The 12,262-nt window shown below is 64.1% G+C and carries 12 protein-coding genes; 1 reads left to right on the top strand and 11 read right to left on the bottom strand.

The window, feature by feature from the left end:
- Window positions 1-556: 556 nt before the first annotated feature.
- From Y706_RS0110670 to Y706_RS0110660, 3 genes are read right to left on the bottom strand one after another with little or no spacing between them, the layout of a single operon-like run.
- Window positions 557-1,795, bottom strand: coding sequence for an NAD(P)/FAD-dependent oxidoreductase (locus tag Y706_RS0110670; protein WP_028276581.1), 1,239 nt, complete (start codon window positions 1,793-1,795; stop codon window positions 557-559).
- Between the two features lie 15 nt (window positions 1,796-1,810).
- Entirely contained in the window at window positions 1,811-2,134 is a 324-nt protein-coding gene (locus Y706_RS0110665) for a 2Fe-2S iron-sulfur cluster-binding protein (RefSeq protein WP_028276580.1), read from the bottom strand.
- 26 nt (window positions 2,135-2,160) lie between these two features.
- The gene (locus Y706_RS0110660; protein WP_156945116.1) at window positions 2,161-3,456 is read right to left on the bottom strand and encodes a cytochrome P450; all 1,296 of its coding nucleotides are present in this window, start codon (window positions 3,454-3,456) and stop codon (window positions 2,161-2,163) included.
- Window positions 3,457-3,599: 143 nt separating this feature from the next.
- Between Y706_RS0110660 and Y706_RS0110655 the strand changes: the two genes are divergently transcribed.
- Complete coding sequence (locus Y706_RS0110655) at window positions 3,600-4,514, top strand: LysR substrate-binding domain-containing protein (RefSeq protein WP_028276578.1); 915 nt, start codon at window positions 3,600-3,602, stop codon at window positions 4,512-4,514.
- Between the two features lie 321 nt (window positions 4,515-4,835).
- Here Y706_RS0110655 and Y706_RS0110650 read toward each other — a convergent pair whose 3' ends face one another.
- From Y706_RS0110650 to Y706_RS24910, 8 genes are all read right to left on the bottom strand, one after another.
- Window positions 4,836-5,021, bottom strand: a complete 186-nt coding sequence (locus Y706_RS0110650; protein WP_028276577.1) for a hypothetical protein — start codon at window positions 5,019-5,021, stop codon at window positions 4,836-4,838.
- 418 nt (window positions 5,022-5,439) lie between these two features.
- On the bottom strand, window positions 5,440-6,063 hold the full coding sequence (hxlA, locus tag Y706_RS0110645; RefSeq protein WP_028276576.1) for a 3-hexulose-6-phosphate synthase: 624 nt from the start codon (window positions 6,061-6,063) through the stop codon (window positions 5,440-5,442).
- Between the two features lie 111 nt (window positions 6,064-6,174).
- A complete protein-coding gene (hxlB, locus tag Y706_RS0110640) occupies window positions 6,175-6,765 on the bottom strand; it encodes a 6-phospho-3-hexuloisomerase (RefSeq protein WP_028276575.1) in 591 nt (196 codons plus the stop codon).
- Window positions 6,766-6,906: 141 nt separating this feature from the next.
- Window positions 6,907-8,877, bottom strand: a complete 1,971-nt coding sequence (locus tag Y706_RS0110635) for an acetoacetate--CoA ligase (protein ID WP_028276574.1) — start codon at window positions 8,875-8,877, stop codon at window positions 6,907-6,909.
- A complete protein-coding gene (locus Y706_RS24920; RefSeq protein WP_043435967.1) occupies window positions 8,874-9,482 on the bottom strand; it encodes a cupin domain-containing protein in 609 nt (202 codons plus the stop codon). Before Y706_RS24920 ends, Y706_RS0110635 begins: the two co-directional genes overlap by 4 nt.
- Window positions 9,482-10,498, bottom strand: coding sequence for a fumarylacetoacetate hydrolase family protein (locus tag Y706_RS0110625; protein ID WP_028276573.1), 1,017 nt, complete (start codon window positions 10,496-10,498; stop codon window positions 9,482-9,484). The genes Y706_RS24920 and Y706_RS0110625 overlap by 1 nt, the downstream gene beginning before the upstream one ends.
- 88 nt (window positions 10,499-10,586) lie before the next feature.
- Window positions 10,587-11,438 (bottom strand): ABC transporter substrate-binding protein, encoded by an 852-nt coding sequence (locus Y706_RS27460; RefSeq protein ID WP_052355056.1) that lies wholly within the window; start codon window positions 11,436-11,438, stop codon window positions 10,587-10,589.
- A partial coding sequence (locus Y706_RS24910; RefSeq protein WP_084476067.1) for a fumarylacetoacetate hydrolase family protein occupies window positions 11,435-12,262 on the bottom strand: 828 nt, incomplete at its 5' end. The genes Y706_RS24910 and Y706_RS27460, both read right to left, overlap by 4 nt.

Raw genomic sequence — 12,262 nt, 5'->3', positions numbered from 1 at the left:
GTCCGGGACACGAATAGGCACAAGGCCGACCAGGTCCGACACAAACAGCAAGACGGGAGGCCCGAGTGATCCCAAGTCGCAGCAGGTCATGCAGTTCCAAGCGCTCCCGCCCATGAAGGAGCAAGCAGCACCGCTGTCCAAGTCCAGGGAAGGAGCCGCCAGACCAGCCGCCGCCAACAAAAATGGGCCCCACAGGGGCCCATAAAGGAGATTTGTACACATTCAGAAGCCCACAAGCCCCTGAACAGGGAAAACACGTGCCCGAGGTGGGACTCGAACTGCATTCCCTCCCCCACAAACACTGGGAACTCCCGGTAACATGCGGAATCCGGCCCGAACCGACCCACATACGCCCCGATGCGAAGCCCAAAATGTGCACAATGTACACACCCCAATTTCATCGCTTCCAGCGCCCTGAGCCTGCACACCGTATCCCGGCACGCAGGGATACGGCACTTCTTTGTGCTGACAAAATTCGTCTCCCTTGAAATCGGGATGATCACCATGATCACCATGATCACGGGGATTTGTCGGGGGCGGAGACAGGTAATCCCTGTCAGGCGACTACTGGGACTAACGGGGTGCTTGCGACAGCCTTCAGGGTGAACCCCTCGGTTTCTGCCTGGTCGCGGGTGATGCCCGTGCCGGCGGCGAGTAGTTTGCGGGCGGCCATATGGTCCGCGGGCGCGTTGACCGATTCCACAGCCGTGAGGACGCCGTCCCTGAAGCAGAGGACGGAGAACTTAGCTGCCGCCTGATCACCCAGGACCAGCGTGTCGTCATCGGGTCGTGCGAGCCCTGCCATCTGCAGCCGGTATGGGCCCTGTGTGGACCAGAACCAAGGCAGCTCCGTGTACGGGTGGTTAGCCCCTAGGACCGTGCGTGCGGCATGACGGGCCTGATCGGTGGCATTCTGGACCGACTCCAGACGCAGACGGACCTGGGCGTGTGCGCTGGGGAAACTGGCGCAGTCGCCGATCGCCAGAACGGCAGGGTCCGCTGTGCGCAGCGTTTCATCGACAACGATGCCGTTGCTGGTTTCGAGGCCGGCGTCCGAGGCCAGGGTGTCGTTGGGCTGAACGCCGATGCCCACGAGGACCAGATCAGCAGGATAGGAAGCCCCTGCGGTGGACACTGCGGCTCCGACGCGGCCATCCGCGCCGGGCTCGAAGCGGTCAATGCCTTCGCCGAGGCGCAGGTCGACGCCTTGTGAACGGTGGGCGGCCGCGAACCACTCACCCATGACGGGGGTCAGTGCACGTCCCATCGGGCGAGGCGCGAATTCCAGTACGGTCACGTCGCATCCATGGGCCAGGGCGGCGGCGGCGAATTCCAGTCCGATGAATCCGGCACCGATGATGACGATATTGCGGGCGGTGGGCAGCGCCGTGTGCAGCGCTTCTGCATCTGACAGGGTTTTCAGTCCATGGATGCCGGACAGGGATGCGCCCGGGCAGTTCAGCCTCCTGTTTCGGGCACCGGTCGCGAAGACGAGGTGGTCGTAGTCGAGTGAACCTTTGGTGAGCTTGACCTTCCGTTCCGCCCGGTCGATGGCGAGTGCCCGGGCGCCTTCATGGAGGGTGACGTCCTTGTCCACGAAAAAGGAAGCTCCGCGCAGCGGCAAGGGAGCCGGCTCCTGGCCCGGGGCCAGGTAGTCCTTGGACAGCGGCGGGCGCTGGTAGGGCAGTCCGGATTCCTCGGCGATCACATGGATCTCGCCCCCGTACCCCTCGGTCCGCAATGTATCGGCGACCTGTAGGCCGGCCTGTCCGCCGCCAATGACGACAACGCTCATGTCATTGCCCCGCTTCTAGAGTTGGCCGGCAGGGATGTCGACGACAATCCCTGTGAGTTCTGCGTCGATTTTGATCTGGCAGCCCAGCCGTGAGCTGTCCATCCGCTCCGCGGTGGCGCAGTCGAGCATTTCGTCTTCGTCGTCGCTGATCTCGGGCAACGCCTCGGCATATTCCGGCCGCACGTAGACGTGGCATGTGGCGCACATGGCCTGCCCTCCGCATTCGCCGATGATGCCGTCAATGCCGTTGCTGACGGCGGCGCGCATCAGTGTTGTGCCTTCCTCGACCTGGAGGGTTTGCTGGGTGCCGTTTGGCTGGGTGTAGGTGACGGTGGGCATCGTTGCTCCTTGTATTCGGGGTGCTCTCAGTTCCAGGTGACGGGAAGGCTGGTCAGGCCGCGGAAGACCCAGCCGTCCCAGCTTTCATTCCGCCGCTCGTCTACACGAAGCCCTGGGAAGCGCTTGTAGGCCATCGGTACGGCAATCTGACCGATGGAGGTCTTTGCGGCCCAGTGCCCGGCGCAGAGGTGGACGCCGCTGCCGAAAGCGAGGTGGGGGCGCTTTGGCCGGTGGATATCAAAGTCTGCTGCAGAGGCGCCGAAGTGGGCGGCGTCGTGGTTGGCGGATGCAACGACCACGCCGATCCCGGCGCCGGCGGGGATCCGGACCCCTTCGAGGACGGTTTCCCGCGTCGTTTGGCGCGGGTACATGCCGATCGGTGATTGCCACCTGACGGCTTCGTCAAACACGGACGCCCACAACGAGGGGTCGGCGAGGACCTGCGCCCGCTGTTCGTGGTGGCTGCTGAGGGCCCAGACCATGTTGGTGACCATGTGTTGGGGCTCGTTCATTCCGCCGGAGATGGTCAGCTTGACATTCGCTGCAACGTTGGATGTTGGCAGCCCGCTGTTTGCGAACGCGGACACCATCGAGGCATCCGGATTCTGCCGGTAGTAGGGGATCAGTTCCTTGAGTAAAGCATCGGCCTCCGCGGTCGAAGCGTCACACCGGTCCCAGATCGACTGATCGTCCAGGACGTTGCCCATGCCCGCGATGAAGTCGTGGGACCAACGGCGGACCTGCTCCACTGATACATCCTTCAGCCCCAGCAGGTCGATGAGGTTCTGCGAGGCCACAGGGGCGGCATAGTCCCGGTTCAGGTCCGCCTCCTCTGGGCCAAGCTCGGCGACATTCTCAAGGTAGGTTTCGGCGTTGCGCTCAAAGACCGGGCCCCAGACTTCCTTGATGGACTTGGGACGAAGCACAGGATTTACCGGTGCCCGGTCTACTGAATGCTCCGGATCATCCTTGCGCAGCATCGGCTGGGCACCGATGGCCCGGGTCATCGTGGCGCCGGAAACGTTGGCGGTGAAGATCTCCTGATCCTGTTCCACCGTGTGGCAGCCGGCGTAGTTGGTGACGAGGAACTTGTTAACCTGCGGAACCCAGGCGACCGGCGACTCTGCCCGCAGCCGGGCATAGGTCGGGTAGGGATCCGATGCAAGTTCAGCCACGTCAACCCAGTCAGCCACGGCGTAGTCGGCGGCGTCCTGCGAAGCGGTGGTGCGAGCTTGATCGCTGCTGCCGGTCACTGAGGCCGCGTCATCGCTTCGGGTCTCCGAGTTCCCGTGGTAGGGGCACTGTGCGGCTTGTGTCGTCATTGTTGTCTTACTCCTACTGGCACGTCGTTGTGTAGCCGGTCCTACTGGCACTTCCTTGTGTAATCAGTGTCACAGGCAATCTTTCTCTAGTAAACTGCGAATATCAGTGGAAGTATTTCGATTCTTTAGGAGAAGTGATATTCGTGCCGAAATTCACGTTTCGCCAGCTCGAACTCTTCGCCGCACTGCCGGAACACACCACCCTGGGATCCGCGGCGCAACAGCTCCACATCTCCGAATCCGCGCTCTCGCATGCCATCAGCGAGCTGGAGGCAGCGTTGGGGGAACAACTGTGCATCCGGAGGAAGGCCCGGGGCATGCACCTGACGCCGACTGGGCGCCACTTCGCGAAGCGGGCCGGGGAACTGCTTCGCGAGGCCAGCGCACTGGCAGACGGATTGGGTGAGATCCGCGGCGAGCTGAAGGGGCCGATGTCGCTGGGCTGCTATACGGGCCTGGCAAGCAACGTCCTGCCCGCCGTGCTTGAAGGCATGGCAAGCCTGCACCCCAAAGTCGAAATCAGCATCACGGTAGGAGACCACGCCGACCTGTTGCCGGCACTTGAAGATGGAACCCTGGACACGGCCATCGTCTACGACATTAGCTTGCCAGCGGACGTGGAGCGCAGGGTCATCTACAAGACCGAAGTCATGGCCGTTCTGGGGGCCAACGATTCACTTGCTGAAGAAGACGACGTGGATCTCGCTGATCTGGCGACCAAGCCACTCATCATGCTCAACACGGCCCCCAGCACGGAATATACGAAGTTGATGTTCGCTCAGCGTGGGCTCAAGCCAAACGTGGGTGCAGTAGTCCCGCAAATCGATCTTGTCCGGGCGATGGTCGGGCGGGGGCTCGGCTACAGCCTCTTGATGTCGCGGCCCAATCAAATCTCGGTTTCCAGCGAGGGCAAGGGACTCGTGACCCGGCACCTTCGCCCCCGCGCCGGCCAGACCTCCGTCGTTGCGGTCTGGCCAAAAGAAACGATGCTGACTGCCCGGGCACTGGCTGTCATCCAATATGCAGTCGAGGTCCTCGACGCCATTGAACCCGAATAGCGACCGCCGGGCGTCAGAAGAATCAAGAGCAAGGGTCGGCGCCCGCCCCATTCCTGAACGGACTCAACAGTGAATTCCTGATCCTGCCTGGGCGGGCGTGGGTGTCGGTGGCCCGCCAGTTGCCTGCCGGCCCATCTGCTCCCCCGCGCTGCGTCAAGGGCGCCGAGGTTCTGGCTGGCGGCTATCAGCCCGAAGGTGCGGTTTCTTCTGGGCCCCAACAGTGCTCGCCGGTCTGCTCCTAGGATCAGGCTGCGTTGCGTGCTGGCTCTCGAGTGGACGCCTGGATAATGACCACGTAGTTCCGGAAGCAGGAACGCTCTCTTACCAGGCGGACCGCTCCCGGGATTCCCCGAACGGCACTTCTTCACTGAGTTCTACGACGTACCGGCCTGCGTGATGGCGGGTGACCAAAATGCCGGAGGGCCGGCGGTTCAGAGCCACTTCGACGAGCGACGACTCAGCCTCGTTCAGTAACTTGTCGACAAGATTTGGGTCAGCAGTGGACACCTCGCGCCACTCATCCGAATAATCCGGGAGGGAAGGGCTTTGATCGTGTACCGCGGATCTGGTCGGAGTCGGGTTGGGGAGTAACGTCAGATGGGACATAGTGTGACGCCATCCCCGCGCAGGAACAGCCGGCGGTCAGCCGTTCCGTTCTCGATCACCCAAATCAGATGCCCGCGGTCTCCGACCGCGTCTACCCATCCGGCGTACTGGAGATCCCCCAGACACACCTCGACGCCGTCGCCTGGGCTCAGGTATTCCCATTGGTGGATGGGCCGCTGGGTGGGCCGTGGCTGAGCGTGGCTCCAGCATTCATCGCATACTCACTTTTTGTCCCTCCGGTTCCTTGTGAGTGGATTGGATGCGGCGGCCAGGAGCCCCTTGNGCACGTGCGGCCGCCGCAGGTGATGGAAAGGAAGCGTCAGATGATGGCGGCCTTCAGTTCTTTGGCGGCCAGGCTGGGATCCGCGGCTCCGTAGATTGAGCCGCCCGCTACGGCCACATCCGCCCCTGCCCGCTGGACAGCGTTGATCGTCGAGAGGTCTACTCCTCCGGCTACTGAGAAGGGGACGCGCGCTTCTTCGCCGGCGGCCAGGAGCCCCTTGAGGTCATAGCCGGGCTGTGACTGCTCATCAAGGCCGGCGTGGAATTCCACGAACTTGGCGCCAAGGGCACGCGCTTCCTTGGCACGGGAGACTTTATTGGATACCCCAATGAGGTCCACAACGATGCCTTTGCCGTGCGCGCGGGCGGCTTTCACGGCGCCGGCGATGGTCGAGTCGTCTGCACTGCCCAAGACTGATACCAGGTCGGCGCCGGCTTTGAAGGCGATGTCGGCCTCCAATTCTCCGGCGTCCATGGTCTTCATGTCAGCGAAAACAATCTTGTCGGGGTGGGCATTCTTGATGGCGGTGACAGCGGAGAGGCCTGCAGCCTTTATCAGGGGTGTTCCGAGTTCGATGATGTCCACGTATTCGGCTACTTTGGCGGCCAATTCGAGGGCGTCTTCGACGGTGAGGAGGTCCATTGCAACTTGGAGTTTCATGATCGGCTCTTTCTTTAGGAAATGTTGAGCAAAAGGAATTCAGGGGTGCGTTGTTGACGGGTGTTTCCGATGCATCAGTCGTCGCCTCCATCGTCGCCATCCTGAGTCCTGCTATTCGAGATTGGCGTGCCGGGTCCAGAGCTGTTCGGAAGAAATGCTGGTTTCCTCCCAGAGGGCTTGGAACACCGCTTCGGTGGCGAGGAATAGCACCTGTTCGAAGAGGCTTCCGGAATATTGCCGAGACGCACCCGATTGATGGTCGGTTTTCTGCGGGGCCGGGATAACCACGCGCATGTCGGATACTGCGGCCAGTGGGGAGTTTGTGTTGGCAGTGAATGCGGCCACCTTTGCACCGGCCTTTGCCGCAGTTTCTGCCGCCTTCACCACGCTTGAGGTTGTTCCTGATCCAGAGGCCACCACCAGCAGATCCCCGGCGCGGATTGCAGGAGTGGTGGTGTCCCCTGCGATGTGGACCGTGAGGCCGAGATGCATCAGCCGCATAGCGGCCATCCTGAGAACCAGTCCACTGCGGCCTGCCCCTGCGACGAACACCCGGTTAACGGTGGTGAGATGGGTGGCCAGGTGAGCAAGTTCCTGTTCATTGATGCAGTCTGCCGTCTCTCCAACCTCGCCCCGGATCAGAGTGAAGCTGTGACCGATGGCGCCCGCGGTTTTTTGACTGACAGGTGTTGCTGTTGGCATGGTTCCCAATGTCTCTCCTTTGACGGGGTGAGCCGTATTTAGCCAGCCGTTGAGTCGCTGGATGTTTTATCCTCGATACGTCCCGGCGCCCATCACCCATTACGGCGGGCCGAACCTGTCGGAAGCCGGTAGCCGTACCGCCTACGGTGATATCGTCTGCCGTTCAAGGGCAAACCGGGCATATTCTTCCAACAGCACGGGATCATCCACCGACCCGAGATCCGCGACCGTTTCCAACCGCGCTCCTTGCAGAAGCCGTTTGATGGGGACTTCCAGCTTCTTTCCGGTGCGGGTATGCGGAATTCCGGGCATGAAGACAATCTCGTCGGGCAGGTATCGGACGGAGAGGTTCTCACGGATTGATCTTGTGATCGCCTCTTGGGTCACGTCCGGGTTGGCGCCGTCGGCCAAATGGACGAACAGCGGCATGTAGTAGTCAGTGCCCAGTTCGGCACCGACCACCAGCGCCTCGGCGACTTCCGGCAGCGATTCGACCACCGTGTAGATGTCTGCCGAACCGAGCCGCAGCCCGTTGCGGTTGAGGGTCGAGTCGGAACGGCCGTGGATGAGGATGCCCCGGTGAGTGAACTCGATGTAGTCCCCGTGCCGCCACACCCCTGGGTACATCGCGAAGTAGCTCTCGTGGTACCTGCTGCCATCGTCTCCCCAGAAGCTCAGCGGCATCGAGGGCATTGCCCTGGTCACTACCAGTTCGCCCTTGCCCCGGGTGGGATTGCCGGCTTCATCCCACGACTCCACGCGCACTCCGAGGGCCGGAGCCTGGATGTAGCCGACATGGACCGGCAATGTCGGGGATCCTCCCACGAAGATGGAGGCGATGTCGGTGCCACCACTCATCGAACTCAACCAGATGTCACCCACATTGCCGTAGACCCAGCGATAACCGTCGGCCGAAAGCGGCGATCCAGTGACCTGAAGGGAATTCAGGGCGTCCAGGTCGTGGTCGCGCATCGGTACCAGAGCCGCCTTCGCGCAGGCATGTACAAATCCCGCACCCACACCGAGGACCGCGACCTGCTCGGCTGCGGCAATCTGCCACACCCGGTCGATCGACGGGAAGGTGGGGTTTCCGTCGACGAGTACCGCCGTCGCCCCCACCCCCAGTGCGGAGACGAGCGCGTTCCACAGCACCCAGCTCGTAGAGGCCACGTTGAGATAGCGGTCCCCGGGCCGCAGGTCGGAGTGGATGAGGAGCATCTTCATTTCCTCAAGCAGCGCCCCGCCGTGCCCGTGCACGATGCCCTTGGGAATGCCCGTTGTCCCTGAGGAGAACAGGACCCACAGCGGGTGGCTGAACTCGACGTCCTCGAAGACGAGCTCCGCCGGTTCGGCCACGGCCTGGGCCCAGTCCACGGCCGGAACCCGGGTTGGGACACTCGGGACACATGTATGCCGCCCCACCCAGATGATGTGCTCGAGGGTGGGAAGTTGAGCGAAGATCTCCCCCAGCTCCGCGCGGCGGTCCCGGTCCTTCCCGCCAAGCATGTAGCCCGGGGCGGCGATGACGACCTTTGGACCGAGCTGGGCGAACCGCGAAACGATCGCACCCGGGCCGAACTCCGGGGCGCAGACGGACCACACGGCACCGATCGAGGCGGCGGCGAGCAGCCCGACGACGGCCTCGGCAACATTCGGAAGGATCGCCACGACCCGGTCCCCGTGCCTCACGCCGCGGGTCCGAAGGTGCGCGGCCAGGGAAGCCACCTCGCGCCGCAGCGCGTCCCAAGTGACCTCCTCGCGCGTCCCGTCCTCGGCAATGCCGATCAGTGCGGTGCCCTCGTGGCCCTGCAGCAGGTGCCGGGCGTAATTGAGGGTGCGTCCCGGGAACCAGCGCGTGTGCGGCATGGCGTCGTTGGTGCAGACGGGCCCTGGCGTCCCGCCGAACTCGACTCCCGCAAACCGGGCAAAGAGTTCCCAGAACTGCTCGGGCTCATCCACCGACCACTGCCAGAGCTCGTCGTAGCCCGCACCGACGTCGATGTCCTGCCCGTCCAGGAAGGCGGCGAAACGTCCGACGCCGGTCTCCGCGCTGTCCTCCGGTTCGGGTTGCCAGATCATCTCGCCGTCAGCGGCATGGGCGTCGGTGATCATGCGGTCTCCAAGGGCCGGGAAGCCTCCCTGCGCCGCTCGGCGATCTGGGCCGCAGTGAGGGGCTCGGTCCCGATCAGTACGAAAAGGACCCGGGCCGTGGTGTCGGTACGGTTGGACCACGCGTGGCTGGTGGCGCGTTGCACGGCCACATCGCCGGCGCGCATGGTCGCCTCACCCTCATCGACCAGCAACGTGATTTCACCCTCGAGGACGACGGCGTAGTCCAGCGAGTCGGTGCGGTGGAACCAGAAGTGCTTCGATCCGCTGTGCTCGGCACCCGCTTCGGCCTCGTCATGCCCGTCGAGCTCGCTGAAGATCACCGAGCCCGCCTCATCCGGATAGACGGAGTCCGGCGGGAAGTCGGCAATGCGCAGGATCGTCTCGCCGGCGGCGGGGAAGCTGGGAATCTCGGCGTCGGCCGTGGCCGGGTCGGCGTCGCTGACGTGGTCGATGGGTCCGGCTGCGGTCAGCCAGGGCACGGTGGCACCAAATCCGGGGATTATGTCCGAGGACCAGTGGTTGGGCGCGGCCCCGTCCGAGAGGATGATGGCGCGTCCCTGATCGTCGTGCCCGGTGACGATGCGGCGAACTGGGGGGCGGGTCATCAGACCACCCATTCTTCGTGCGGGTAGGTACGGGGCTCGGGCCACCAGGGGGCCTTTTGGCGTTCCGTGGAGATCGGGGTGCGCAGCGTGCCGACGCCCTCGAGTTCCAGCTCAATGACGTCGCCGGGTTTCAGGAATTTGCCGATCTCGACGCCGGCGCCGAAGCCCATGGTGCCGGAGCCGATGAGGTCGCCCGGCTGCAGGCGGTCGGAGATCGAGACGTAGGCCAGCAGTTCGGCGGGGGTGTATACGAAGTCCTCGACCTTGGTGTCCGAGAGCACCTCGCCGTTGACGCGGACCTGGCCGCGCAGTCCCTCGATGGAGTCAATTTCGTCCATCGTGGTGACCCAGGGGCCGATGCCGTAGCCGAAGTCCTTGCACTTTTGCGGGCCCATGCCGATCGCCATTTCCGCGCCTTGGATATCGCGTGCGCTGAAGTCGTTGAAGACGGTGATGCCAAAGAGGTGGTCCAGCGCCGTGTCCGGGGTCAGGTCGCTTCCGGACTTGCCCACGACGTAGCCGACCTCGAGTTCCCAGTCGAGGGCTTCGGTGAAGTCGGGGTAGGGCAGGACCTGGTTGTGGCCGTAGGACATGGCAGTAGTGCCCTTGAAATACCCCGGACGATCGTAGATGGAGCGTGCCGGCTGGGCCTTGGCGACAATGCGGTGGAAGTTCTGGATGTGCTGCTCGAAGGTCAGCCCGTCGCGGATGACCGGGGCGTCGACCGCCGCGCGCCACGAGACCTCGTCGATGCCGTACGAAGCGTCGTCGGCCGCGGCAAGCGCATCGTGTGCGGCGTCCAGGAATACGGCGCCTCCGCCGATTCCCGCTGCCAGGCTTCCGGGAAGAACCGCCAGGGCGAGTGCCCGGGCGCGTTCGGGCTCGGCACCCTTGCGTTGCAGCGTCAGGGCGTAGGCGCGGGCAAGGTCAATAACCCGGCTCTGCTCCGGCTGGGCCGCGACGAGTCGAATCTGTTCGCCGTCGGGCGTGGGCACTGCTATACGTCCCAGTTTCATGGGTGCTCCTTTGGAGATCAAACATACGATACGTACAGTATCGCATTTGGTAGATGGGGTTGCAATAGACAAGTTCGTGGGGTGACGCTCAGTTGCCGACCGTGGCGGCCCGGGTGGCCCTCAGGAGTGGTTCGCCGTCGCAGATCTCCTCCAGACCGATGTCCGGCGGAAGTATGCCCAGGCTTCGACGGATCGCGGTCAGCAGTCCAAGTCCGCGCTCATCCACCGCAAGCGTGCGGGCGCGCGCGCCCCAGGCCGCCGTGGCCGCCGCCTGGTAGCCGCAGCGTTCAAGCAACTCGATTCCCTCCGCGTCGGTCATCGACTCTCCGGCCGCCACCCCGCGCACCAAAGCGCCCAGGTAGCGTTCCAGCTCTGCGGAAGCGAGAAGCTCGGCGCGGACCACCAAGCCTTGGCCCGGCAGTTCCGGCAGCAGGGCATTGACGTCCACCACGCGCCGCATCCCGGCCTTTTCGGCCAGTTTGTCGAACGGCGGCCCGAGCAGGGTCGCGTCCACTTGGCCGCCGAGCAGCGCGTCCAAGCGTTCGCGAACGCCGCCCACCACCACGTAGTCGACCTCGACGCCGGCGTCCCGTAGCAGGTGCTTGGCGATGAGCGCGAAACCGTTGTCGGGGGCGTCCACGGCGAACCGGCACCCGGCCAGGTCCGCGAGGGATTCCACGTCACCGCCTGCATAGATGCCCAGTGGCGTGGTCTGCTCGACCTGGGCAACCAGGCGCAAGTCGGCGCCGGCCCGGGTCCATTCGAACAGGTTGTCGATAGCCGTGACCACCATGTCATGCTCCCCGGCAAGCAGGGCCCGCAGCTGCTCCGCGCTCGAGGGCGTCCGGGTGGGCACCACCTCAACGTCTCGCAGAAATCCCAGCTCGGCCGCCAGCAGATAGGACACCGGCGGAACGAAGTGGCTTTGCCGCAGGATCACGGGGCGGCCCCGCCGGCCGCGGCGACCGCGTCGGGGCGATCCACATACCAGGGAGGCAACTGCCCGCTGGGCCCACGGACCGTTGAACGCTGGATGCCGAGACCAGAGATTTCCGCCTCCATCACGTCGTCGTCCCTCAGGAAACGGCCCCAATGCGAACCGTTGCCCGCCGGCGAACCGGTGATGAGTACATCCCCTGGCAGCAGCACGGCCACCGAGGAGGCGTAGGCGATCAGGCTCGGGATGTCGAAGAGCAGGTCATCGGCCAAGGCATCCTGCATCAGCGTGCCGTTGAGGCTCAAGCGGATCCGGAGCTTCGCCGGATCCGGGACGAACCGCTTCGGCACCACGTAGGGGCCGGTGGGAAAGAACGTCGGCTGATTCTTCGCCCGGAACCAGTCGGTGCCCATCATCGCGATGTCGTTGCGCGGTACGAGCGTGCGCGCCGTGATGTCGTTGACGATCGTATACCCGGCCACGTAGTCGAAAGCGTCTTCGGCCGCGACCCGGTGCGCCCTGCGGCCGATGACCACGCCAAGCTCCAGTTCCCAGTCGACGTTTCCGCCGACATCCGGCAACTTCACGTCATCGTAGGCGCCGCAGACCGCCGAGGGGATCCCGGTCCAGACGTAGGGGTCGCCCGAGCGGCCGCGCTCATCGATTTCGGCTGCCGCATCAGCGGCCAGTTGCGCCGCATCGGCCCCTTCCTTGCCGAGCTTGTGGGCCACGCTCATCTGCAGGACGTGCTCACGGTAGTTCGCCCCCGCGGCGATGATGGTGCCCACCGGCTGCACCGGCGGCAGCACTTTCAGCTCCTCGACTGG

This window comes from Arthrobacter sp. I3 (assembly GCF_000520575.1).
GTDB lineage: Bacteria > Actinomycetota > Actinomycetes > Actinomycetales > Micrococcaceae > Arthrobacter > Arthrobacter humicola_A.
Note: the sequence above shows the minus strand (reverse complement) of the source record. Positions and strands in the feature narration are given on the sequence as shown.